The organism is Acinetobacter sp. 102, assembly GCF_037028485.1.
Taxonomy (GTDB): domain Bacteria; phylum Pseudomonadota; class Gammaproteobacteria; order Pseudomonadales; family Moraxellaceae; genus Acinetobacter; species Acinetobacter higginsii.
This window is the reverse complement of the sequence record NZ_JAZEZK010000002.1, coordinates 187,247-212,854: the sequence shown is the minus strand read 5'-3', so window position 1 is coordinate 212,854 and position 25,608 is coordinate 187,247. Positions and strand designations below refer to the sequence as shown.

The window sequence follows — 25,608 nt, the reverse complement described above, 5'->3', positions numbered from 1 at the left end:
CAATTGTCATCTGATTTTAATAATACGTTCCATGATTTTGAAAACACCTTTCTTCGCATTGATAAGCTTTCTATTATTGGTCAGCTTTTTCATCTTGTTGTTCGTGTTTCCAGTCGGTGGAACCATTGACATGCAACTGATTCAACCTTGGGTCAGTCAACATGGTGGCTTCCCTTATAAAAATGATTGGTTTCTCGATAAACTTAACCATACTTACGTCAAACAACTTTTAACGCTTGTTTATGTGGTTTTTTTCTTTTTGTGGTGCGCCTCTTTTAAAGTCGAAAAGCTGAAACCACAACGTTGGCAATATGGTTATATGTTTTGGGTCAGCATGCTCTGTACAGGTATCGTAGGACTACTCAAAGCCCATTCTTATCACGCTTGTCCATGGTATATGACCCATGAAACGCCAACAGGCTTTATCTGGGATTTCTCTGCAACTGCTGGACACTGTTTTCCTGGTGGGCATGCTAGTACAGGCTTCGCACTGGTCACAGGCTATTTTGTCTATCGTTTGCATCAAACACAACGTGCTTGGTTTTATCTCGTTGCAGCAATGATCATTGGCTTTGCGATGGGTTGGGCACAGATGATGCGTGGCGCCCATTTTTTGAGTCATAATTTGTGGACTGCATGGGTTTGTGTTGCTGTGAACCTTGTGTTGTATGCGTTCACTTATAAACGCCACCAAGCCATTACAAATCGTAATTCTATACCGTTATCGACAATTGATGTGGTAAAGTGAACGCCCGTACTCAAACAACGAGTATGTTTGACGCTCACATTAGGATTATTTTTGCTGCCGTATGTCTGACTATCAATCTTTTTTGGAATCCACTTTAGCAACGCAATCCGACTCTATTCAGTCTTATGAACTAGATTCACGTAAAGTATGGCTTAAAAAAGCATCTGAACGTCATGGTTTGTGGTTATATACGCCTCTGAAATGGCTAGCAAAAATATTTAATCTCGGCTCCATTACCCCAGTTCCTAACCAAGGGGGATCAGTTGCAATCCAATGTGAATTCAAACGTATCCATCAGCTCAAAGCATTAGGGATTTCAACACCGAATGTATTGGCGCTCTCAAAAAAAGGCATTTTGCTCGAAGATGTCGGCTCACAACGTCAAAGCCATGTCAGCCAACTAGACCAGAAAATTGCAAGCCTTAAAGATCATCCAGAACAACAATTCGGCTTATTTCATCAGGCCATTCAGGCCATTCGCAAGTTGCATGCGAATGATGGTTATTTAAGTGAAGCCTTTGCGCGGAACATTCTGGTCGATGAACAAAATCAGTTTACTTTTATTGATTTTGAAACAGATCCGCGGGATGTGCTCAGCCTGCATGACTGTTTTGTTCGTGACTGGTTACTGTTTATCTTCTCGACAGCCTATCATTTTGAATTTGAACGACTCGAGCCAGCCAGCCAACTGCTTTATCAAGCTTTACTGGATGAACCTCAAGTCTATAAAGATATTTGTAAGGTCGGTAAACGTTTAAACTGGGTATTACGCTTGAATGTCAGCAAAGTCGGCAATGATGGTAAACGTATCCAGAAATGTGTGTTATTTCTGCGCGATCTGAAACAGCAATCTGAAGCCAATACTCAGTCAAATTAAGCCCTCGTTATATTCAATGCGGTTCATGATGCGCAAGTTTCTTTGGTAATCTGACCAATACGCTCAAACCGCCTAATTCAATACTCCGAGATAAAGTCAAAACCCCACCTAAACGTTGGGTGGCTTTATCTACAATTGAAAGTCCAAGCCCACTACCCACTTCTAAGTGATGGTGGACACGATAAAAACGTTTTAGTACTTTGTCGTATTGTTCAGGATCAATTCCATGACCACTATCTTCGATTTGAATATAGGCAAAATCATCGGTATCGCTATAGACTGAAATATTAATAATGCCTTGATTCGGGGTATATTTAATTGCATTGTCAATCAGGTTAAAAATAATCGAATGTACCGTTGATTCAAGACTCTGCATTTCAATCGGATCATTGCGCTCAAAGCCTAAATCAATCTCCTTTTGCATGGCTAAATTCACCAATTGCTCAACACAGTTGAGTGCAACATCGTTCAATCTGAAATTAGTATTGGGTTCAATCAGGCTTAGTGCAACATCCTGCTTAGCCAATGCCAAAAGCTGGGTGACTAAATGTTGAATACGGGCTAAGCCTTTACTCAGATTTTGCAAAGCCTCATGTTCTGGAAACTGACTGATCAAAATTCGGGTTTGCAAATTCAGTGCAGTCACAGGTGTTCTAAGTTCATGCGCGGCATCGGCAATAAATTGCTTTTGCTCAGTTTGAGCATGCTGAATACGCTCAAATAAACGATTCATTTCTTCAATGGTGGGTAACAGTTCTTGTGGATAATCTTTCACATCTATCGGTGATAAACCATCCGAATCACGTTGGGTCAATTCCGTTTTAAAATCATCTAAGGGTTTTAAGCTCAAACTGATAATAAATGCTAACACCAAAATCGCAATCGGCAATAAGAGCAGATAAGGGACAAACATACTCCCGGCCAACTCCCACGCAAACGCATGGCGTACCTCTTCTTGTTGACTGACTTGAATCTGATAGTCTTTTAATGGAATCACATACACACGCCACTTTCCTTGCGGTGTGTTTTGGGTATAAAAACCAGCTTGTTTCACAGGCGGGAGCAAGAGATGGGTCTGATGCCATAAATGACTTTGATCTTTATAGGCCCAAATATCAATCAACAAATCCTCTTCATGGTAGGTTCTGTGCAACTCCACCCGACTTGCCGTTGGCGTTACTGGCTGAGAACTTGAACGTTCCGCCATATACTGCATTTGGGTATCTAAAATTTCATCGACTTCATGCAATGAAATTTTATATGCGGCTAAAATCAAGAAACAACCCAGCACAATACTGAAAATAGAGGTCCCCCAAATCAGTCTTTTCTTGAGTGAATAATGCTGAGTTTTTTTCATAAGTTTAAGCTTGCCCCAAACGATAACCTAGACCACGAATGGTTCGAATAAAGTCTTTTCCAAGTTTGGCTCGTAAATGGTGCACATAGACTTCAATGGTATTACTGGTCACTTCACTGTCAAAATCATACAGTTTGTCTTCCAAATTAGCTTTCGAGAAAATTTTATTTGGATGAGAAACCATCGGGATCAGAATGGCCCATTCCCGATTAGAAAGTTCAATCTGTTGTCCTTTAAATGTCGCCAAGTGCTGTTCAACATCAAGAATCAACTCACCACTTTTTAACAATTGTGACTGACTTTTCAATTGTGCTGTTTCTACACTGCCACGACGTAATAACGCATTGATTCGTGCAAGTAATTCATCAAACTCATACGGTTTGATCAAATAATCATCTGCACCTTGATTGAGACCATCAACACGATTTTGTAACTGATCTCGTGCAGAAATAATCAACACAGGTATTGAACTACGTTGACGAATCTGTCTGAGAATTTGCATCCCATCCATCAAAGGTAGACCTAAATCCAACAAGATTAAATCAAAAGACTGTTTGGTTAACAAAGCTAATCCATCGACCCCGTTATTGACCCACTCCACCTCAAACTGATGATATCGCAATAAAGTCAATGTTGACTCAGCAATCATAAAATCATCTTCTATCATCAAGATCTTAGTCATGATTTCATTACACCTTATGGGTTAGGACATGTCTGCAACATGTCATTTTTAGCATTAATTACCTTGGTTTTGATATCAAGCAAACTCAGCATGGTTGGGAACAAGTTATCTTGGCTCAGCTTATTTTTACTTTGTTGTGCCAAACATTTGACTTGCTTCGCTGCTTGTTGTTGCCATGCCTGAGAGAACCACATCACCATCGGGACATGGGTTTGTTGCGTCGGTGCAATCGCATAAGGTGCACCATGCAAATACATCCCACTCTCACCTGTTGATTCACCATGATCAGACAAATACCACAAACCTGTTTGATATTTCGTTGTATTTTTTAATGTTTCAATAAATGAATCTAAAACATAATCGGTATAAAGCAAAGTATTATCATAGCTATTCACGAGTGCTTCTTGAGTACAGCCCTGAATCGCATTGGTATCACAGGTTGGTTTAAATACACGGTATTCAGCAGGTACCCGCTTATAATAGGCTGGTCCATGGCTGCCCATTTGATGCAATACCACTAAATGTGGACGGGTATCATCTTTCGGGATTGTTTCAATATAAGCTTTCAGACTATCAATCAAAATGTCATCCAGACATTCGCCATCCTTACACCATTTCTGTTGAATTGGCTCAGGGATTTTGAATTGCTCAACACGGTCACAAGTCCCTTTACAACCCGAATTATTATCAATCCAAGTCACTTGGTAACCCGCTCGTTTTGCAATATCCAGTAGGCCTTCTCGATGACTCGCAAGACGTTCATCGTAATCTTCTCTTGGCATACCAGAGAACATACAAGGTACTGAAACTGCCGTTGCTGTACCACACGAACTCACCTGAGAGAAATTTAAAATATCCTGTTTGGCGAGTTTGGGATTAGTATCTTTTGCATAACCATTTAAAGAAAAATTTTCTGCACGTGCCGTTTCACCCACCACCAATACCATCAGTTTGGGTACAGTTGTTGATGATTGCGTTGCTTGAGCATCTTCGCCATAAGTCACCAGAGGAAGATTTTCCTTAGGCGCTTTCTTTTTATAATACGATACAAATGAAGCAATCATATTTTGAGGAGAAATCATGCCTTTTAAATCGCGGTTTTCACGAAAGATTGCAGCAAAATCGACATAAAAGACAAATAGCAAACCACCAACCATAGCTAAAGAAACAAGTGAAGCCAGCACCTTTTTCCAAATTTGTCGAATAACAGGTTCAGGTTTTAGTTTAATTAGCAAAATCACAATAATCGGCACAATCACCATACCAATGATCCAGACCAGCAAATGCCAAGACCATGTATCTTTTGCTTCAGCGATATCCGTTTGCATCAGGTTTTGAATTTGGTCTGAGGTGATCCAGACCCCTAGAGTATTAACCGCATAAGAGGCAAAACCACCAATAAAAACTAAGGCGATTGCAATTGGTTTTGCGGTCCATTTCCAATTCAAAACTTGAAAAAGAAAAGTATAGAATGCAGTTACCACACCGACTGAGGCTAAAACAAATAGTCCTGCTTTAAAACCTGTATAAGGGGTCAGTGTCTGCATCTTTTCATAAAATGCAAAATTCAGAAAAACCCCTAACCAAACTGCGAGTAACACATTGAAGGTAAGTAATGAAATGGTCTTGGTTTTGAGTCTTTTTAGCAACATAAGCATCACAATCTAAAAATAAATTTCTTAGCTTTTTTTAAGATAAGAATAAAAACTTAAAAATGACTTAAACAAAACAATAGCAACCCAACAAATGACAGGTTGAAAATTGAGTTAATTAAGAATTGGAGTAATTAAAGTATGAATAAGGTCCTATTTTTATAAATCCTTGTTGAAGTAATCCTCCATCCTTGTAGCCTAGCGTTTTATGAAAATAAATTATTCTATTTAAAGAAAAAACAATATAAACAAAAATGCCCTTTAAGCAAACTTAAAGGGCATTTTTTTAAATAAAAGCAGATTAGAATTTGAACTCTAAACCTAAGCCTGCAACAGGTTGTTTATCCTTTTTGCTTGCTTGCTCAAGCGTTAGATAACCTGCATAACCATAAGTCTTAACTTGTTTGTTAAATGCATAATCTGCACCAGCAATAATTTGTTTTGCTTTAAAGTCAGCAGTATTGGTTTTAAAGCTCGTATCATTCTGGCTATATTGACCTTTCACCGTCCAGTTCTTCGCTTGAGGGATATTATATTCCGCACCTAACAACCAACCTTGTGTATCATCAATATTTTCTGAACCTGGCGCATTACCAGACACAGCTTCTACTTCTGAAGTCTGATACAGTGCTTTAAGTGCCAAGCCTTCAAGCGGCGTGATTTTACCAATTGCACGTACCGTATTTGCCGCTGCAAACAAGCCACCACCAGCAATTGCAGGCTCAGCAGCATTTAAGAAACCACGACCAAGGAAGGTGCTTGGAATCGCTTTGTCATAACCAAGACCAGCTACCACCAATGGATTTTCATAAGTTACAGATGCTGACCATGCATCGCCTAGACCACGACCAGCAACTTTTGCACCACCACTGGTTGCTTTAATACCAGAAGACTCACCTGTTGCAAGTAAGGCATTAAATTTAAATGCGCCATCAAGTAGTTTCACTGCTGGCGATTCATAAATCACTGCATTATCAATACGGTTTTCACCTGTGAAAATACCTGTGATATCGGCCTTATTGGCAACATAGTTGTTAAAAGTATCGACAACACTCGATAATTGTTTTACAGGGGTATCGTGCTTACCAATTTTCAAAGTACCCAATTGCGCATCTTTCAAACCGACAAAACGATTACGCTGTACCCAATCATTGCTATCGCCATCAGCGCTAAAGCCCCATTCGATTGCATAAACTGCGCTTAAGCGTTCAGTGAGTTTTTCATCACCTTTAAGTCCAAGGAATGAACTGTTTGAGCTGATTTCCCAAACGTCTTTGTTTGACTTAGTTGCATTTTTTTCTGGTAAATAATCAACACTGGCATCAATTTCACCATAAAATGTTGGTGCTGCAAATGTGGTTGTTGCAAGCAGACTGAGCACTGCTGCTGTTACAATTTTGATTTTCATTGTTTACATCCTGGTTAAATTTGTAACAAATCCTACACATTAACTTTATATGACAAAACGATTAAAATCTTATTAATTTATTCCAATTTCGACTAAAGTTTAATTTTTATACACTCAGTTATTCATTCTAATTGACTTATTTACGACAACATCCACTCTAAATTTAATATCTATATCAATTAATTATCGTAATATTTCTTTATTTTTATTCACAGAATTCTCTATATTCATAAAATGATAAAATCCGACGAAAATCATTCCATTCCTATATAAGCCGAGTCATGTACCCAGTTTTTATTTCAACATACGTTTTTTAAACACAAAAATTGTAATAAAAAGTGACCTTTATCTTGCTTTATTTTTCCAATAAAAGATCGGACTCAAACACAGCATTGCAATGATGCAGATCACCAACAAATAATCCGCATAGCCCAGCCAGTCGCCCACCACACCACTGAATAAATACAACAAACCACTGACCGTTGCCATAATTGAGACCTGAAAGGTAAAGTCCGTTCCTGCAAATTGTTTACGACTATATTGCATGACCAGTGTCAGCATCACCACCAGCAGCATTGCAGAACAAGCATCTTCAACCGCATTTACCACATACAACCAAAGTGGCGCAATTTGAAACTGTGATTCGTAGGCATAGCCGAGAACGGCATAGGCCCCCAAACTGATCAATTTCAAAAATGAGAACACGATTAAACAAGAGCTTCTCGAGAAATATTTTAATAATAGTCCAGCGACAGCCGCCCCCAATAATGCAGCAACCGCTCCAAACATGGTAATAAACACCCCAATCTGGGTAAAGTTCAGTCCCATATCCACCATCAATGGTTTCAATAAAGGGCCAGCTAAACCATCAGCCACTTTAAAACTGATCAATACCAGTAACCATGCTTTTAACTCTGGAGAAGACTGGAAATAATTTAAATAGCTTTTGACTGCCTGTATAAAAGATTGTGAGCTGGCTTGCTGAAGTACAACTTTACTTTGATGGTGCGGTTCTCGATAAAACAGAACTGGTAAGGTATTGACCAACACCAATGCAGCCAAAGCCAGAAAAGTCTTTTGCCAATCCAGCCAATCCAAACACCAGAGTACTGCTCCCCCACCGACAATAAAGCCCAAGCGTGATCCGATCACCTGAAAGGTATTGCCCCAATGCTGTTGATCACTTTTGAGTAAATTAACGGCCAGGCCATCGGTTGCGATGTCTTGGGTTGCACCAGTTAAATTCATGAATAGCAATAAGCCAAAGAAAACCAATAAATAAATCGGCTGATCTAAGGATTGAATCGGGAAAAATGAGAGAATAATCAGAATAACAACGCTGCAAAGTTGCGTCGGAATGATCCAGCTACGGTAGTGCCCAAATCCAGATAAGGCAAAACGATCCACATAAGCGGCCCAAAAAATCTTAATCGACCAAGGCAGCATTAATAAGCCAAAGCCACCAATATGGGCTAAAGACACCCCTTGTGCTCTTAAAATTACAGGCAATGCATGGGTCATAAAACCTACAGGTAAACCCTGCGCCCAATATAAAGAAAACAATAAAATGTAAACCTGTCGAAGATTAAGCATTTAGAGTTTTCCATGGCTGCACAATAAGGTCGCTCAAGTATCCAATCCTTTCATCTGTAAGGCAATAAAATCTTATTTTTTGCCAATGCAGTCGATGTCATGAGCGTTTAACATGATTATAGTTGTCATTACATATCGTGATTTATGCCACAGCATTTTCCAGATTTACCTCCGTTGGTTCCCCAACGTGGGACTGCTTATAGTCGTGCATTGTGTAAAAAACTTTTTCTCGGTCAAGGCTGGACTGTCGTAGGTGAAATTCCCAATTTACCCAAAGCTGTTGCGATTATCTCGCCGCATACCTCCAACATTGATGGTTGGTATGGCTTTTTAGCCATTGGCGGCTTAGGTCTAAAGATTACCGTCTTGGGTAAAGATAGTCTGTTCAAACCACCATTTCAGCCGTTATTAAATTGGGCTGGGCTGATTCCCGTGCGTCGTGACAGCGCACATGGACTGACTGAACAAGTCGTTGCCACGATTCATGCACACGATAAAATCTGGATCGGCATGGCGCCTGAAGGTACGCGTAAAAAAGCCGAAAAAATGAAAAGTGGCTTTTATCATATCGCACATGCCGCTGGGATTCCCATCGTGATGTTTGCCTTTGATTATGACCACAAAACTATCTATTGTTTAGGTGCATTCACTCCGACAGGTCACTATCAACAAGACCTAGCGCAAATCATGCAACGCTATGTCGGACACTTCTCACCAAAGAATCCAGATTGGCTGGCTGAACCCTTACAAAAACTTGTGAAAAAAAACTAGAAAGTTGAGGGCAAATCTGCTCTGATGTGCCCATCTTTTTGTACATTTTATCTGCACCTGATATGAAAATTGCTCGACTGTCTTGCCTCGCTATTGTTAGCTTGGCTTTATTTGGATGTGATCAAACAGCAAAGAAAACACCCTCTACAACAGCAATTAAAGCGCGTGAACCCGTGATCGCACTCGCCTTAGGCGGTGGTGGTGCCAAGGGCTTTGCCCATATTGGTGTGATCAAAGTTTTAGAGTCTCATGGCATTAAAGCCAAAATCGTGACAGGTACCAGTGCAGGTAGCTTCGTGGGCAGTATTTACGCCAGCGGTCAAACACCTTATCAAATGCAAAATCTGGCTTTAAAACTGCAAGAATCTGATTTGCGTGACTTAACTATAAATAGTCAAGGCATTATTCTCGGACAAAAACTACAGAATTATGTGAATACACAAGTCGGCAATAAACCGATTGAACAATTTCCAATTCGCTTTGCTGCAGTCGCAACGCGCTTAGATAGTGGTAAAAAAGCTGAGTTTATTAAAGGCAATGCAGGTCAAGCCGTACGTGCGTCTTGTAGTATTCCAAACGTGTTTGTGCCTGCGGTGATTGGCAATACCAAATATGTAGATGGTGGCCTAGTCAGCCCAATCCCTGTTAAAACAGCCAAAGATATGGGGGCCGATATTGTGATTGCAGTAGATATTTCTGCACGTCCAGTCGGTGGTAAACCGCTCAGTATGTGGGGCTTATTAGATCAAACCATTAATATTATGGGACAACAAAGTATCAATGAGGAGCTCAATCAAGCCACTGTCGTGATTCAACCTAAAGTTGGTCATCTCGGTGCGCTTGATCTTAAATCAAGTAATGAAGCAATTTTGGAAGGTGAAAAAGCGGCTCAAGCCAAGATCACTGCAATTCGAAATGCGATTACGACATTTAAAAACTCTCCTGCTGCCCTTAAACCTGCACCAAAGTCTAAATTCTAAAACCCTCCTCAAGGGCTGTTGATCTGCATAATGACTTGCAATCCAAGCAAGATTACTCGTGACCATCAGCCCTAAATTCCAAAAAAACAATCTTTGTATATTCATAAAGATAATGATCTGCTAGAGTGCTAAAGGTGAATATTTTTTCACCTCCACTCCGTTTAATGATGCGAGCAAATCTATGGAATTTGTAGTTGAACCTTGGCACTGGTTTGTATTAGGGATTTTACTGATTCTTTCAGAGTTAATTTTGCCTGCTTTTGCTGCATTATGGTTTGGCATAGCAGCAGTCATGGTCTGTATTTTACTGTGGCTTTTCCCAATGATGGGCTTTACCACCCAAGTGATTACTTGGGGAATTTTATCTATTTTATGCACGATTCTTTGGTTCAAATTTATCAAACCTCTCTCCATTGATAAAACCAAAGCAGGACTTCCTCGTGAAGCAACCATTGGTCAAGTGGGTATGGTGATCCAAACTGGACTTGAGCATGGACAAATTATTGTGCGCTTTCCGATGCCTGTTTTAGGTAATGATGAATGGAATTGCCGTTGTACCGTACCTGTACAAGTCGGCGATCGCGTTCGAGTTGTTGATATTTTGGGTAATGATTTAGTCGTTCAACCGCATAGCACGTCATAAACACAAAAGAGGGTTTTCAATGTCTGTCGGTACTATTGTTGTTTTAGCACTTTTAGCTTTTATTGCTATAACCATCTTTAAAGGGGTTCGTATTGTTCCCCAAGGTTATAAATGGATTGTTCAACGTCTGGGTAAATACCATACTACGTTGAATCCTGGTCTCAATTTCGTTATCCCCTATGTAGACGAAGTTGCTTATAAAATTACCACTAAAGATATTGTTTTAGATATTCCTTCACAAGAAGTAATTACCCGAGACAATGCCGTACTGGTGATGAATGCCGTAGCTTATATCAACCTGACAACACCAGAAAAAGCGGTGTACGGGATTGAAAACTATACTTGGGCAATTCAAAACCTTGTTCAAACTTCACTCCGCTCAATCGTTGGTGAAATGGATTTGGATGATGCGCTTTCTTCACGTGATCATATCAAAGCGAAGTTAAAAGCAGCCATTTCTGATGATATTTCAGATTGGGGGATTACACTTAAAACGGTTGAAATCCAAGATATTCAGCCATCTCATACCATGCAAGCAGCGATGGAAGCTCAAGCGGCTGCTGAACGCCAACGTCGTGCAACTGTGACTAAAGCTGATGGTGAAAAACAAGCTGCAATTTTAGAAGCAGATGGCCGTTTGGAAGCATCGCGTCGTGATGCAGAAGCGCAAGTTGTTCTTGCGGAATCTTCACAACGTGCGATTGAAATGGTCACTACAGCTGTCGGTGATAAAGAAATCCCTGTTGCTTACTTACTCGGTGAGCAATATGTAAAAGCGATGCAAGATCTTTCTAAATCAAGCAATGCAAAAACTGTGGTACTTCCAGCGGATGTACTCAATGCCATTCGTGGAATTATGGGCAAACACTAAGTCCTGTTTCCAATCAAAATAAAGCAGCGATAACGCTGCTTTATTTTTTATACATTCTGAATTCGCTTTCGATCTTTAAGTGGGAGTTTTCCCACCACCAAATCATAAGAATCTTTAATCAGATCTTGCAGCAAATCAGCTGTAATTTCATGACCACTAGCAATTGATATCCAGTGTTTCTTATTCATATGATAACCTGCGGAAATTGAAGGATACAGCTCCTGATATTCCAAACTTTTCTCAGGCTTGCATTTAATCGTCACCAGCAACTTGCCAGAATAAACACCAATCAACATAAATACCTTGTCAAAGACCTTAAAGACCTCACAGTCTGGACCAAAAGGTTGTGATTGGATGGAAAAAGCCAGTTGTTGTCCATATTCAAGCGCACATTGTTCTAATTGATCGTCATTCATAAAGCGATGCTCTGTGGTTATTTCTATGGATCATCTATTTATCTTAGATTCACTTTTATATTAAAACAATGATTTATAAACTGCTTAAATCTATGCTGTTGATCATCTTAAGGTATATACCGACTCCAAAAATAAAGACCATACAAGGATGGTCTTTTATAACATTCAATAATTGATCAAAGCTGACGCAAGATTAACTTTTGCGTGCCAGTAAAAACTGTGAAATCTCGACCAACTCTTTGGCGTCTTCACCAAAATAAGCCAAAGCGTCAAAAGCTTGATCATGTAGGCTTTGTGCATAGGCCTGTGCTTGTGCTAAGCCCATTAAGGCAGGATAAGTTGATTTCTGTACTTGCTCATCTTTACCCGCGGTTTTACCTAAGGTTTCAGTGCTTGCAGTAATATCCAAGATATCATCTTGCACTTGGAAGGCTAAACCAATCGTTTGTCCAAATTGGCGTAATTTCGGAATGGCCTGATCCGTCCCATTAAAAATGGTCACTGCCCCCATCATAATCGCCGCTTGAATCAAGGCACCCGTTTTATTACGGTGAATGTTCTCTAATTCCGTTTGATCGACCTGCTTACCTTCCGCTTGCAGGTCTAATACCTGACCACAAACCATTTTTGAACTGGCTGTTGCTAAAATCTGCATTTGCTTTAAAACGATTGCAGCCTCTGTGCCTTGTCCCTGTTCATCGAACAAACGACTGCCCAAAATCTCAAATGCCATCGACTGTAAAATGTCACCAGCTAATAACGCGGTATCTTCACCAAATGCCACATGGCAAGTGGGTTGACCACGGCGTAATAGATCATTGTCCATACATGGCAAGTCATCATGTGCCAATGAATAGCAATGAATCAATTCAACCGCAACAGCAGCACGACGCGCTGCAGCAAAATGATGATTCGGCTGTAAGGATGCTGCTGCATAACATAAAGCTGGGCGAACACGTTTACCACCTAACATCACGGCATGATGAACGGCGGCTTTTAAAGGTTCTGGAATGGAAAATGCAGCCAATGCTGTCAATAAATCTTGTTGAATACGTTGTTGAGCTTGTTGTAAAACATCCGCATTAACTTGAGAAATAGATGACACAGTTGCCTCGGGAAATCTTAATGAAAGGAAAATGACAAGACTTGCCAGAATGGCGACATCATAACACTATTTATATCAGGAAATTGTGTTTGTATTTTGAATCAATTCAAAATAATAAGGCCTTCAAATGAAGGCCTTATCAAATAGCACAATACACAAATCAGAAACTATCGCCTGGTACACGCACCCAACCTTCCATCAGCACACGTGCGCTACGACTCATAATGGCTTTTTTCACAGACCATTTACCATCAATCAATTCAGCTTGAGCACCCACACGCAAAGTCCCAGATGGATGACCAAAGCGCACTGCTTCACGTTCACCACCGCCTGCAGCTAAATTTACCAAGGTACCCGGAATAGCTGCTGCTGTTCCAATTGCCACTGCTGCCGTTCCCATCATGGCATGATGTAATTTACCCATCGACAAGGCACGAACCAATAAGTCGACATCATTGGTCTCAACGGGTTTACCACTAGATGAACTATAGCTTTTCGGTTGTGAGACAAAAGCAATTTTAGGGGTATGCTGACGCGCAGCTGCTTCTGAAATATCTTTAATCAAGCCCATTTGTACTGCGCCATAGGCACGAATTTTCTCAAAACGTGCTAAAGCTGCGGCATCAGCATTAATCTGATCCTGTAATTCTGTCCCTTGATAACCAATATCTTCTGCATTGAGGAAAATGGTCGGAATACCTGCATTGATAAATGTGGCTTGGAATGTGCCAATTTCAGGAACAACCAGTTGATCCACAACGTTTCCTGTCGGGAACATATCGCCGCCTTCTTCGCCATCATCCGCCGGGTCTAAAAATTCAATCTGAACTTCAGCTGCGGGGAAAGTCACACCGTCCAGTTCAAAATCACCTGTTTCCTGAACTTGACCATTGGTCACAGGAACATGTGCAATAATGGTTTTTTGAATATTCTTCTGCCAGATCCGTACCGTACAAATCCCATTTTCAGGAATACGCGCTGCATCGACCAAACCATTTGAAATGGCAAAGGAACCCACTGCTGCGGTTAGGTTGCCACAGTTACCACTCCAGTCGACAAACGGCTGATCAATTGATACTTGACCAAATAGATAATCAACGTCGTGTTCTGACTCAGAACTTTTTGCCAAAATTACCGTTTTACTGGTGCTTGAGGTCGCCCCACCCATGCCATCAATCTGTTTGCCATAAGGGTCTGGACTGCCAATCACACGGAGAAGAAGTTGATCACGTGCCTTGCCCGCTATTTGTGCCGCTTCAGGTAAATCATCCAGTTTGAAAAACACACCTTTACTTGTCCCCCCACGCATATAGGTTGCTGGGACTTTTATTTGCGGTACTGAGCTCATGTCAATGTCTTCCTTTTATCATATTCTTGGTGCAGATTGGTTTTGAATCTAAAGGTACTGCACGGCCATCAAAAATACCATACGACCAATGGTTTTGGGATTGGTCATAATGTGTAAAATCTGTGCATTATAGTGAGTAGATTTCAAGACTTTCACAATGGCAAAAATACTATTCCATCCGTCGGGAAAAACAAAGGCATTCTCCAACTGTACAAAATTGCAGCATATTTCATTTTAATGTTCATATAAATATAAGATTTTAAATAACTTTTAAAAACAACTTTCCAGTCATAGCATCGCTGTACTTTTACTAGGCGAAAATCTTTGAATCTATTAGAATAATCCAGTTAATTCCTCGTCGAGCTCAGTCCTTTGAACAACGATTCTTCTCAACTTCAGCGTGGACTAAAAAACCGCCATATCCAACTCATTGCGATGGGTGGAGCGATTGGTACGGGCTTATTTTTAGGTTCTGCGCAAATTATCCAGTCTGCTGGGCCATCTATTATTTTGGGGTATGCGATTGGCGGCTTGATTGTTTTTCTAATCATGCGTCATTTAGGTGAAATGATTGTTGAAGAACCTGTTGCAGGTTCATTTAGCCATTTTGCTTATAAGTATTGGGGTAAATTTCCAGGTTTTATCACTGGCTGGAATTATTGGGTACTGTATATCCTTGTCGCAATGACTGAGCTAACGGCAGTAGGTAAATACATTAATTACTGGTGGCCACAAATCCCCGCTTGGCAGTCTGTATTGTTCTTCTTTGTCGTGATTACGGCAGTGAACCTAACCAATGTTAAATTCTATGGTGAATCAGAGTTCTGGTTAGCGATCATCAAGGTAACTGCCGTCGTTGCTATGATCTTGTTTGGTCTATTCTTGCTCTTCACTGCGGATGCAAATTCAACAGCCTCATTTAGCAACCTGTGGTCACATGGCGGCTTTTTCCCGCATGGCTTCGATGGCTTGTTCTATATGCTGGCTTTCTTGATGTTTGCCTTCGGGGGTATTGAACTGATTGGTATGGCCGCAGCAGAAGCCAAAGATCCAAAGACCACCATTCCTAAAGCGATTAACCAAGTGGTGATTCGTATTTTAGTGTTCTATGTGGGTTCGCTTGCTATTCTCTTGTCACTTGTGCCTTGGAACCAATTGGACTTAGGTGGCTTAGATAAAAGTCCATTCGTGATGATTTTCAGTCAAATGGGGATTGGTTGGGCAGCCCACCTACTTAACTTTATTATCCTGACAGCAGCATTATCTGTATACAACAGTGGTATGTATGCCAATAGCCGTATGGTATTTGGCCTAGCTCAACAAGGTAATGCACCAAAAATCTTTACCAAAACCAATAAACAAGGCGTCCCTGTTCCAGCAGTCCTGCTCTCGGCATTCCTGATCTTTGGTTGTGTCTTGTTAAACTACTTTGTACCTGAAGATGCACTTGGACATTTGATGTATGTGGTTGTTGGTGCACTGGTTTTAAACTGGGCCATGATCAGTTTGACCCATTTGAAATATAGAAGTCATATCAAAAAAGCTCAAATTAAAACCTCTTACCCTGCTTTATGGTCTCCATTTAGTAACTATTTGGTATTAGGTTTTATTGCTGTAGTGCTGTATATCATGTGGCAACAAGGCTTCAAAGAATCTGTACTGATGATTCCGATCTGGATCGTCGCCATGTTTATTTTCTATAAGTTTTTAAATCGCAAAACTGAAAACTAACAGTTAATCGGTTTCATTAAAAAGTGATTGCTTCTGCAATCACTTTTTTGTTTATAATCATAAAATTATGCGCTTATAGCTTAACTGGATAGAGCAGTTGCCTCCTAAGCGACCGACGTGGGTTCGAGTCCCGCTGAGCGCATAACCCATCAGCATCTTAGTTATATTGCAGCAGCACATTGAGCTGCTAAATATCCCAATTCTTTTCAATGGCAGTAATTTGGCTATAAACACTTTGATACTCTGCCTGCTTTAGCGTACACCAAAGCGTGGCAAAGTCCGTTCCTAAGTATTCGATTAAAACCGAATTGGCTTGGAATAATTGCAATGCTTGCATTTGCTCAGTCGGCAAGAATACATGCTCACTTTTCAGTTTTAACTGATGCGCTTGCTTTGGAATATCTAATCCCTGTGTTAGACCATGCAATGTACCTATCAAAATTATAGCGACAGCCAAATAAGGATTACAATCAGCTCCTGCCACGCGGTATTCCAGTCTCTGATTTTCTTGATCTGAACATGGAATTCGAATCGCCACATTTCGATTATTCAGCCCCCAATTGGCTTCAAGTGGCACATGATTGCCAAATTTAAAGCGTCTAAAAGAGTTTAAATTAGGCGCTAAAATCGCCATTGAATCAGGCATCAATAACAGTAATCCACTCACCGCTTTTAATAAATTGTCAGAGATTTTTTCTTGCGCCGAACTAAAAAGGTTCTCCTGATTCTGATCTAAAAGACTCATATGGAAGTGCATACCACTGCCCGCCTTATGCATATCAGGCTTGGCAAGGAAGTTTGCACGTAGTCCATGCTTATTCGCAATCTGCTTGATGCTTCTTTTCAGCAACATAATCTGATCACATAAGCTCAATAGATCCGTTGTATGTTGCAGATTAATCTCATACTGACCTGAAGAGGATTCAGAAACGATTCCTGTAATTTGAATACGCTGTCGTTTTGCGACTGCTTCGATCTCATTCAGAATATTTTGATAATGATCGGAGGTATTAATATCAAAGCATTGGCTCATGGTTTCTTCAACCTCATCAGCCTCACTTAAGGGATGCAGATAGAACTCGACTTCGGCAGCGATACAGGGAAAGTAACTTTTATCATGAAGTTGAGAGAGGATTTTTTTCAACATATTGCGAGGTTCAAATACGCAATCTTGCTGATGATCATCCTTCATACTGAGCAGTAGTTGGGCTGTTGTTTCTGGCTCAAGTGCGTGTGGTTTCAATGTGCCTAAAACAGGTTCACATAAATGATCAGGCTCTCCAATATATTTACCGAGTCCTGTCTCTTCAATCACTTTGCCATCCAAACTCATAGCATAAATCGACAATGGAAAATAACAGCCTTTACTCAGATTTTTGAGGCAACCGACATCTATACGTTTACCGCGTAAATGTCCATTTAAGTCACATAAATAAATATCGACGTGTTGAGTCTGTGGATAATGTTTTAAATAAGTTTCAACTTCTTCTATAAATCGTTTTTTTAGCGTAACACCATTAATATCATTGTTGCAGATTGCCGTTTGAATATACTTTTTAAGCGCAGATGGATGATTGATCTCAACAAGTACAGCACTCATAGCTGAAAGCTCAAGTTATATAGATAAATTTAGCTTAGTTGAGGCTTGGGTAGAAGTAACGTAAACAGTGCGTAAACTCTTGGGGTAATCGAATAAATTTCTTATAACTCGGACAATAAAAAACGGAGCAATGCTCCGTTTTTTATAAATTCATTTAGGCCAGATATCAATCCATCAATTGAACTGGCTTTATACGTCTAATTCTAATTGCCAATTCTTTCAGTGCATAATTGACTGATACCACCAGCATAAAACCAATCACAAAAGAACCAATCACATCAAAGGGAAAATGAACACCGACAAAAACTCTCGATAGACCGACAACTACACTACACAATAATCCGATCAAACCAATCTTTTTAAAGCCCGCCATCCAATAAGAAAAGCCAATAATCACAACCGTTATCGTATGCTGACTTGGGAAAGATGAAGTTGAACCATGGCCAATTAACTTATGACCTAAGTCAATTTGAAATGGGCGAGGATGATGATAAAAGAATTCAATAATGTCGCTTAAAAGTAAAGAAAACAGCACAATCACTAAAGTTTTGGCAAATAAAAGATGATATGTTTTCCATTGGATGACCAATAAAAATACCAGAAAACTGATCAGTACCGTATTTAAATCCTCCGCCAAAAAAATTGCGGCCTTGTCTAGCGCGGCATGCTCCTTTGCAAAAGAATTTATACTATTAAACAAAGAGATATTTAAATCTTTAAAAATCATTTCCTTTTCTATCCACACTATCCATGAAGATCAATGCGCTCAATATACAGGAGAATAATGAAGAAATTATTAATAATTTTTATATTTTATTATTCACATATCCTAAAAGGAATTAAGTCAAGCCTTGCTTTATCAACGAGAAAAACCCTTCAAATAAAGCCACCAATAAATAGGACAAAGTTACCCTATTTATTGATGTTAATTCACTGAAATTTAGAACTTAAATTCTAGACCAGTCCCCGCAATCGGTTGCTTGTCTTTAGCGCTTGCTTGCTCGAATGTTGAGTATCCAGCATAGCCATAGACTTTCACTTGTTTGTTAAATGAATAGTCTGTACCAAGCAATAACTGCTTGGCATCGAAATCCGCCTCATTGCTTTTAAAGCTGGTACTGTTTTGGCTGTATTGTGCCTTTACCGTCCATTTCGATTGCTTCGGTAATTTGTATTCCGCACCAATCAGCCAACCTTGTGAATCATCAATATTACGAATAAATCCTTCTGGATCTAAAGTTGTTGGATCAACAACTTTATTGCCCGGCTTATCTACAATCTTTGATGTCTGATAAAGAGCCTTTATGGCAAGCCCTTCAATTGGTGTCAAACGACCAATCACACGCACGGTATTCGCAGCAGCGAACACTTCATCCACTTGCGTTTCAGTCTCAGCTGCATTTAATAGACCATGCCCCAAGAAATCACTTGGAATGGCTTTGTCATAGCCGACACCGACTAAGAATACCGGATGACTATAGCTCAATGATGCAGACCATGCATCCCCTAAGCCACGCCCTGCGGTATTCACCCCACCACGTTTGTCATCTTCAATCCCACGGCTTTCCCCTGTTGCAAGCAAGACACTGGCTTCCAGATTACCGCCATTCAAAGCAATTTCAGGAGAATCATACACCACCGCATTATTGACACGGTTTTCACCCGTCATAATGCCGGTGATATCTGCTTTATTACTAATATAGTTATTAAAACTATCTACAGGACTGGATAAATCTTTTAACGGTGTATTATGTTTACCGATTTTGACTGTACCAAAACGATCATCTTTTAATCCGACAAAACGATTACGTTGCGACCAATCAGTTTTGTCGCCATCCGCATAAAATGCCCATTCTGCTAAATAAACTGCACTCAAATTTTCGGTTAATTTTTCTTCACCTTTAATTCCAACAAATGAACTATTACTATTTACTTTCCAAACATCATGATCTGCCGAATTTGCATTTTTTTCTGGTAGATAATCAATACTGGCATCAATCTCTCCATAAAATTTTTGTGCTGCAAATGCAGAACAGGTCGCAATACTCATCATCGTCGCGAGTGCAATTTTCATCTTCATTGTTATGTTCCTAACCATCTAAAAAAGTGTAAAAAATCTCTATTTCGCTGTGTTTCAAGCAAAATTTAGAATTAAGTGGGAATGCGTAAATAAGTATGCTTTTATATTCTCATGAATATAAAAGCATTATAACAATTTGATTTACATATTATAAAATGGAAATACACCAAATATTAAGGCACTGCCCATCAACACGCAGCAAGTAATAAATGCCCATTTCAACGTGAATTTCTGATGATCCCCCATTTCTACCGCAGCCAAACCACAGAGTAAGTAGGTTGAAGGAACCAATGGCGATAATAAATGAATCGGTTGTCCAATAATCGACGCACGTGCGATTTCAACCGGTGCAATGCCATAGTGTGATGCTGCTTCTGCCAAAATCGGTAGGACACCAAAATAAAAGGCGTCATTTGACATAAAGAAGGTTAAAGGCATACTTAATGTAATACGCCCGTAATCGGTGCCAAATAAGGTCCCATGCTCGGTGGAATCACCGCAACGAAACCTTTAGACATGGCCTCAACCATACCTGTGCCCGATAAAATCCCTGTAAAAACACCCGCAGCAAAGATTACCCCCACTACCGCTAAGACACTGTCTGCATGCATGGCGATACGCTTTTTCTGCATGTTGACACACGGATAGTTCACCACCAATGCAATACAGAAACCCAGCATAAATAAGATCGACATTGGTAAAATCCCTTTTACCAAAGATGCCATCAAGACTAAGGTTAAAATACCGTTAAACCAACGTAAATGTGGACGTTGAGCTTCTGGATCTTTTGAAATCGAAATATCATCTGCATGGCTGATGTCTACAAGTTCAATCACGCCTAAACGTTTGCGTTCATACATGCCATACATATAAGCCAAGAAGAATAACCAAGCAGCCGCCACAATCATTGATGGGATCATTGGAATGAAGACTTCACTGGCATCGACTTGAAGTGCACTCGCAGCACGTGCTGTTGGTCCACCCCATGGCGTCAAATTCATCACACCACTACAAAGCAACATCAAGCAAGTCATGATCAGTGGATTCATACCGACTCGTTTATAAAGCGGCATCATTGCTGCCACACAAATCATATATGTGGTTGAACCATCGCCATCTAAAGAGACCAATAATGTGAGAAAAACTGTACCCAAAGTGATTTTTAATGGATCGCCTTTTACTTTCTTTAAAATCCATCTTACCGAAGGGTCAAATAACCCAGAATCAATCATTAAGGCAAAATATAAAATAGCGAAAAGAAGCATAACGCCTGTTGGTGCGAGCTTTTTAATACCCTCTAACATGGTATTGCCAAGTTCGGCCAATTGAATATGACTTAAGCTGTCAAAATAAAAACCTAAGCCCCAAGCGATAATAGCGAATATGAATGGGATTAAAATTAATGCAACTAATGCACTGAGACGTTTTGACATGATCAAATACATAAAGCACATGATCATGCTGATACCTAAAAAAGTCAGCATTGAATGCAATCCTTAGCATAATAAATTTTTTTAATGGGTAGACCTACCCTAATCCAGCACAGATTCTATGCGATTTAACTTTAGCTAATTCATTTAATTTAATTATATAGTGAACATAGCCATTCACATGAAAAATACCTTAAAAGTATACAAATATACTTTTAAATATAAGACTCTAATTATTAATATGTTTTTATTAAAAAATATAGATCAATCGATCAAAAACCATGAAGAATAACTAATCAAAATGCTATATATTTAAAAACTTAATGCAATATTATGGTGCATTTTTTGATTAAAAAATAACATATTTAATTAAATGATAATTAAAACAAATATCATTCATTTATAAAACTTCTATCGTATTTAAAATAAATAGCTATTTATGAACATTCCAACAATTACAATCATCATTATTATCGCGTGATATTAAAATTAAATTAAAAAATTCATATTTTGAGAATAAAACCTATTTTTTAAACTAAATTATCTTATTTTTATCGGCTCGATATTCATTTGGTGAAACCCCCACCCAATTACGATAGGCTTTTCTAAAATTTGAGGTATCAGAAAATCCTAAGCGTTCTGCGATTTCATCAATGCTCAAACTTGTTGCCAAATATTCATCTGCAAGTCGCCTTCTGGTGCTGTCTAAAATCTCTTGATAACTGACTTCAGCATCTGACAAACGGCGGTATAAAGTTCGCTTGGATAAATGCAATTGATCAGCAATCTCTTGTGCGCTCGGAAAGCTGCCCACTGCATCTAATAAGATCAGACGGATCGTTCGGACTAAATCGGGTTCTTGTTCATCATCATCGCTCCCCAACATCCTTTCGCAAAAGGATTGACACATATCTGCAGTAATCGGATTGGCATTCGGACAAGGTTTATCGAGCCAATCAAGATCAAAATGCCATTGCATTACCTCTGCATCGAATTCCACAGGACAGCGAAAGACTTTTTCATATTCATCTGCATAGTCAGGCGCAGAATAAGGCAGTAACAGTTTTTTGGCCTGAAATGGTGCCTCTAATACACATTCAATCAGGGTTTGCATTGAACTAAACCAAAACTCACACACCAAAGGCAATAATTGACCCAGCGCAATAATTTCATGACCTTCAAAAATGGCAACTTGCTTTTGAATCGAAAAGCTTTTCTTGAGTACAGGTGCCGCGAGTTTGATATGACGAATACCAAACTCTACAGCCTGTTGGAAATTACGAGAGGAAGACAGCGCATAACCATAAACGCCAAAGTCCGATAGTCGCTGTTTTTGCCCAGCCCGCATGCCAATCAGCGGATCTTTAGATAAACGCTGAATGGTTTGAAAAAGCTGTAATTTTTGATAGGGGGAAATATGAGAAGCTGCACTATTCAGCGCATCTTGAGAAATGCCTATGCCCGCTAAAACCTCATCCAAACGATAACCTTGCTGTTGCATGGCTTCCAGCAGACTGGTTAGACCTAAAATCGGCGTACCTTGAGCCAATTGATTTTGATCATAACGCGCTTCAATCAGCATCGGGCTCACATCCTGTTTTACGCATTTTTTCACCTCATCCCTTGAGTGATGATGCATAATGGCACTAAATTACCTTTTGTTGTCTCAATTTAACATCGACTACAAATCTCATCAATCATAAAGTCTATTCTACTAATAAGCATGAAAGGAGCAACAATGACACTTTCAACTTCACAACAATTCAGTGATCCTGCAACCGAACATATGTATTCGGTGTTTAAGCAACAGCGTGCTGCTTTTGATGCCAAGCCCTACCCAGATCTCGATGCTCGACGTACCAAATTATTGCAAATAAAAAAACAAATTATTCGTTATCAAGATGTGATTGCGACTGCAATTAATACCGACTTTAGTTCACGCTCAGTGGATGAATCAAAACTGCTTGATTTACTCGGTTCAGTGCTTGAAGCAGAACATGCCATTCGTCATGTCCGCCGTTGGATGCGACCAAGTAAACGTAGCACTGAACTGCTATTTTTATCGAATCGCCTACGTGTGCAATACCAGCCTAAAGGTGTAGTGGGTGTTATTGTTCCATGGAACTTCCCTGTTTATTTAGCCTTGGGACCCTTAATTGCCGCAATTGCAGCAGGCAATCGGGTGATGATCAAGTTACCTGAAGTGACTCCAGTAACCAATGCTGTAGTTAAACGGATGCTGGCTGAAATTTTCAGTGAAGATGAAGTAGCTGTTTTTGGTGAAGAGATCCTTGATCCAGCACAATTCACCTCGCTGCCCTTCAACCATATTGTATTTACAGGTTCACCAGCAATTGGTCGGGTGGTCATGCGTGCGGCAGCAGATAATTTAACCCCAGTCACCTTAGAACTTGGTGGTAAATCCCCAGCATTAGTCAGCCGCAACTATCCGCTTGCTGATGCAGCGAAACGCGTTTTACATGGTAAAGCGACCAACTGTGGTCAGATCTGCGTTGCGCCCGACTATGCACTGGTGCCAAAAGAAAAAGTGGATCAATTCGTTGCAGAATGCCAAGCAAATTTCACTACGATGTATGGCAATAATATTAGCCAAAATACAAACTACACTTCGATTGTGAATGATCGTCATCTAAAACGTTTACTCGATATCTTAGATGATGCCAAAGCCAAAGGCGCTCAAATCATTGCCTGTGGTGAATATGATCGTGACAAAGATGCGCGTCGTATGCCAGTGCATATCGTCCTCAATTGCACCCCAGAGATGCGGATTCTTAAAGAAGAGTTATTTGGCCCAGTTTTGCCTGTGGTTGCTTACGGTACAGTGGATGATGCAATTGATTATATTCAAGCGAGTGAACGACCATTAGCCTTATACCTCTTTACCCACGATGCTAATGAACGTGATTATGTCTTAAAGCAGACTCATTCAGGCGGTGTAACCTTAAATGATTGGGGCTGGCATGTGGTCAATCATGATGCACCTTTTGGGGGAATCGGAAACTCGGGCATGGGCACATATCATGGCGAAGAAGGTTTCCGTGAGCTTTCCCATGCAAAAACTGTTTTTGCACGTCATCGCTTCTTCCCAACCCAACTGTTCTATCCACCTTATGGTACTTGGGTACAGAAACTCGCCTTACGTTTCTTCTTGAAACAAGGTGATCCAAATATTAAATAAGATTCGATAATAAAAAAGCCTCATCAAGAGGCTTTTTTATTCTGCAAATGAAACATGAATTACTTCACTACGCCATCTTGTTGGTATTTCGGTGAACGAGGTCCGTAAAGCAAACCCAAACCAGGGTTATGCTGCGTCGGGGTAAAGAGTTGGGTATTTACAATCGTTGCCAAGGGATAAGCACGATCATTTAAGCTCCCCGCAATTTGTTCAACCAATGCCCCGACCAGTGCTGTGAGTAAGTCATTGTTGCCACTATTGCTCGATTGCACGGCTTTCTTTTCACCCGACCAAAGCGTCTCATTGGTGTTTAAATCGACCAGTTTTGCTTCCACACTCACCGTTGCAACACTTTGAATGACTTGATACTGAGAACCATATTCTTTAATTCGAATATACAAAGCCGCATCAGCACCAAAGATTTCCTTCAATTTCTGTGTTGAAATGCTTTGCGCGTCATGACCATTGGTCACGCCATTCTCTTTAAACATCGAATCCACAACAGAAATTGGAAAGACATAGTAACCCGCTTCAGCAACAGGCATAACGACTGTCGGCCAATAGCTATAAGTTGCCTTTACATCAGGAGAATCGTTAACGGGCGGTAATACCAAAATAGATTTCGGCATATGCTGTTTATACACCGTCATATCCTTATTTACCGCTGGAGATGAAGCACAGCCTGTAACCAGTAAGCCTGCAAGCACAAGGTTTGAAACTAAAAATGCCTTGATCATGGCTTTGCAATTCCCCCATTGGCACCCATCTTCTGCAACAACCGATCCATCAATACCGTAGATTCAGGATAAACTTGTCGTTCCAATTGAAAATATTCAACTGCTTTTTGCGCATTATTCACTTGTAAAGATAGCCATCCTAGATGTGCATATAAGCCTGGTGGAACAGCCAAATTTTTCGCTTTGGCTTTTTCAATTTCCGCTTCTAACTTAATGATTTGTGCACTGGGTGTGGCTTTTTCTGGCTGGCTATACATCAGATAGGTCTGTTGTGTATAAGAGCCCCAACTATATAAAGGTTGAGGCCCCGCAGCGCAGCCAACCAAGCCGATCGTCATCAGACTGCTGAACAGAATTTTTTTCATTTTACAGCGGTCCAG

General features: G+C 40.1%; 22 protein-coding genes, 1 tRNA gene and 1 pseudogene. 9 read left to right on the top strand and 15 right to left on the bottom strand.

Annotation, left to right across the window (positions count from 1 at the left end; genetic code table 11):
• Positions 1 to 31: 31 nt before the first annotated feature.
• Entirely contained in the window at positions 32 to 748 is a 717-nt protein-coding gene (locus WA352_RS03235) for a phosphatase PAP2 family protein (protein WP_033133603.1), read from the top strand.
• Positions 749 to 809: 61 nt separating this feature from the next.
• Positions 810 to 1,625, top strand: coding sequence for a lipopolysaccharide kinase InaA family protein (locus WA352_RS03230; RefSeq protein ID WP_004803062.1), 816 nt, complete (start codon positions 810 to 812; stop codon positions 1,623 to 1,625).
• Between the two features lie 13 nt (positions 1,626 to 1,638).
• On the opposite strand, the gene WA352_RS03225 is transcribed toward WA352_RS03230, so the two are convergent.
• The 5 genes from WA352_RS03225 to WA352_RS03205 all read right to left on the bottom strand — a co-directional run bounded on the left by WA352_RS03225 (position 1,639) and on the right by WA352_RS03205 (position 8,317).
• Positions 1,639 to 2,982, bottom strand: a complete 1,344-nt coding sequence (locus WA352_RS03225; RefSeq protein WP_004803061.1) for an ATP-binding protein — start codon at positions 2,980 to 2,982, stop codon at positions 1,639 to 1,641.
• A gap of 4 nt (positions 2,983 to 2,986) precedes the next feature.
• A complete protein-coding gene (locus tag WA352_RS03220; protein WP_005205969.1) occupies positions 2,987 to 3,664 on the bottom strand; it encodes a DNA-binding response regulator PmrA in 678 nt (225 codons plus the stop codon).
• 14 nt (positions 3,665 to 3,678) lie between these two features.
• A complete protein-coding gene (locus WA352_RS03215) occupies positions 3,679 to 5,316 on the bottom strand; it encodes a phosphoethanolamine transferase (RefSeq protein ID WP_033133604.1) in 1,638 nt (545 codons plus the stop codon).
• A 301-nt stretch (positions 5,317 to 5,617) separates the two neighbouring features.
• The gene (locus WA352_RS03210; RefSeq protein WP_033133605.1) at positions 5,618 to 6,724 is read right to left on the bottom strand and encodes a porin; all 1,107 of its coding nucleotides are present in this window, start codon (positions 6,722 to 6,724) and stop codon (positions 5,618 to 5,620) included.
• A gap of 345 nt (positions 6,725 to 7,069) precedes the next feature.
• On the bottom strand, positions 7,070 to 8,317 hold the full coding sequence (locus WA352_RS03205; RefSeq protein ID WP_033133606.1) for an MFS transporter: 1,248 nt from the start codon (positions 8,315 to 8,317) through the stop codon (positions 7,070 to 7,072).
• Between the two features lie 144 nt (positions 8,318 to 8,461).
• Between WA352_RS03205 and WA352_RS03200 the strand changes: the two genes are divergently transcribed.
• The 4 genes from WA352_RS03200 (at position 8,462) to WA352_RS03185 (ending at position 11,582) form a co-directional block, all read left to right on the top strand.
• Positions 8,462 to 9,088: a lysophospholipid acyltransferase family protein gene (locus WA352_RS03200; RefSeq protein WP_033133607.1), complete on the top strand. Its 627-nt coding sequence runs from the start codon at positions 8,462 to 8,464 to the stop codon at positions 9,086 to 9,088.
• A gap of 62 nt (positions 9,089 to 9,150) precedes the next feature.
• Positions 9,151 to 10,068 carry a patatin-like phospholipase family protein gene (locus tag WA352_RS03195; protein WP_033133624.1) on the top strand — a complete coding sequence of 306 codons (918 nt, stop codon included), beginning with the start codon at positions 9,151 to 9,153 and terminating at the stop codon, positions 10,066 to 10,068.
• A gap of 181 nt (positions 10,069 to 10,249) precedes the next feature.
• Complete coding sequence (locus WA352_RS03190; RefSeq protein ID WP_005192694.1) at positions 10,250 to 10,711, top strand: NfeD family protein; 462 nt, start codon at positions 10,250 to 10,252, stop codon at positions 10,709 to 10,711.
• Between the two features lie 19 nt (positions 10,712 to 10,730).
• Positions 10,731 to 11,582: an SPFH domain-containing protein gene (locus WA352_RS03185; RefSeq protein ID WP_005150204.1), complete on the top strand. Its 852-nt coding sequence runs from the start codon at positions 10,731 to 10,733 to the stop codon at positions 11,580 to 11,582.
• Between the two features lie 47 nt (positions 11,583 to 11,629).
• Here WA352_RS03185 and WA352_RS03180 read toward each other — a convergent pair whose 3' ends face one another.
• The 3 genes from WA352_RS03180 to prpF all read right to left on the bottom strand — a co-directional run bounded on the left by WA352_RS03180 (position 11,630) and on the right by prpF (position 14,451).
• Positions 11,630 to 11,998: an MmcQ/YjbR family DNA-binding protein gene (locus WA352_RS03180; RefSeq protein WP_033133608.1), complete on the bottom strand. Its 369-nt coding sequence runs from the start codon at positions 11,996 to 11,998 to the stop codon at positions 11,630 to 11,632.
• 193 nt (positions 11,999 to 12,191) lie between these two features.
• On the bottom strand, positions 12,192 to 13,103 hold the full coding sequence (locus WA352_RS03175) for a polyprenyl synthetase family protein (protein ID WP_033133609.1): 912 nt from the start codon (positions 13,101 to 13,103) through the stop codon (positions 12,192 to 12,194).
• 160 nt (positions 13,104 to 13,263) lie between these two features.
• Positions 13,264 to 14,451, bottom strand: a complete 1,188-nt coding sequence (prpF, locus tag WA352_RS03170; RefSeq protein ID WP_033133610.1) for a 2-methylaconitate cis-trans isomerase PrpF — start codon at positions 14,449 to 14,451, stop codon at positions 13,264 to 13,266.
• Positions 14,452 to 14,823: 372 nt separating this feature from the next.
• Between prpF and WA352_RS03165 the strand changes: the two genes are divergently transcribed.
• A complete protein-coding gene (locus WA352_RS03165) occupies positions 14,824 to 16,182 on the top strand; it encodes an amino acid permease (protein WP_004803037.1) in 1,359 nt (452 codons plus the stop codon).
• A gap of 69 nt (positions 16,183 to 16,251) precedes the next feature.
• Positions 16,252 to 16,324 (top strand) — tRNA-Arg (locus WA352_RS03160).
• A gap of 45 nt (positions 16,325 to 16,369) precedes the next feature.
• Here WA352_RS03160 and WA352_RS03155 read toward each other — a convergent pair.
• From WA352_RS03155 to WA352_RS03135, 5 genes and pseudogenes are all read right to left on the bottom strand, one after another.
• Positions 16,370 to 17,782 (bottom strand): glutamine synthetase family protein, encoded by a 1,413-nt coding sequence (locus WA352_RS03155; protein WP_033133611.1) that lies wholly within the window; start codon positions 17,780 to 17,782, stop codon positions 16,370 to 16,372.
• A 166-nt stretch (positions 17,783 to 17,948) separates the two neighbouring features.
• Positions 17,949 to 18,509 (bottom strand): undecaprenyl-diphosphatase, encoded by a 561-nt coding sequence (locus tag WA352_RS03150; RefSeq protein ID WP_005322644.1) that lies wholly within the window; start codon positions 18,507 to 18,509, stop codon positions 17,949 to 17,951.
• 213 nt (positions 18,510 to 18,722) lie between these two features.
• Positions 18,723 to 19,862 (bottom strand): porin, encoded by a 1,140-nt coding sequence (locus tag WA352_RS03145; protein ID WP_033133612.1) that lies wholly within the window; start codon positions 19,860 to 19,862, stop codon positions 18,723 to 18,725.
• A gap of 141 nt (positions 19,863 to 20,003) precedes the next feature.
• Positions 20,004 to 21,346 (bottom strand): annotated as a pseudogene (locus tag WA352_RS03140) (CitMHS family transporter).
• A gap of 481 nt (positions 21,347 to 21,827) precedes the next feature.
• Entirely contained in the window at positions 21,828 to 22,874 is a 1,047-nt protein-coding gene (locus WA352_RS03135; RefSeq protein WP_033133613.1) for an AraC family transcriptional regulator, read from the bottom strand.
• Between the two features lie 156 nt (positions 22,875 to 23,030).
• Here WA352_RS03135 and WA352_RS03130 point away from each other — a divergent pair, with 156 nt between their 5' ends.
• Positions 23,031 to 24,491, top strand: a complete 1,461-nt coding sequence (locus WA352_RS03130; RefSeq protein WP_033133614.1) for a coniferyl aldehyde dehydrogenase — start codon at positions 23,031 to 23,033, stop codon at positions 24,489 to 24,491.
• A 59-nt stretch (positions 24,492 to 24,550) separates the two neighbouring features.
• On the opposite strand, the gene WA352_RS03125 is transcribed toward WA352_RS03130, so the two are convergent.
• Positions 24,551 to 25,228, bottom strand: coding sequence for a DUF799 domain-containing protein (locus tag WA352_RS03125; RefSeq protein WP_005205993.1), 678 nt, complete (start codon positions 25,226 to 25,228; stop codon positions 24,551 to 24,553).
• The gene (locus WA352_RS03120) at positions 25,225 to 25,593 is read right to left on the bottom strand and encodes a DUF4810 domain-containing protein (protein WP_005205995.1); all 369 of its coding nucleotides are present in this window, start codon (positions 25,591 to 25,593) and stop codon (positions 25,225 to 25,227) included. Before WA352_RS03120 ends, WA352_RS03125 begins: the two co-directional genes overlap by 4 nt.
• Positions 25,594 to 25,608 lie beyond the last annotated feature (15 nt).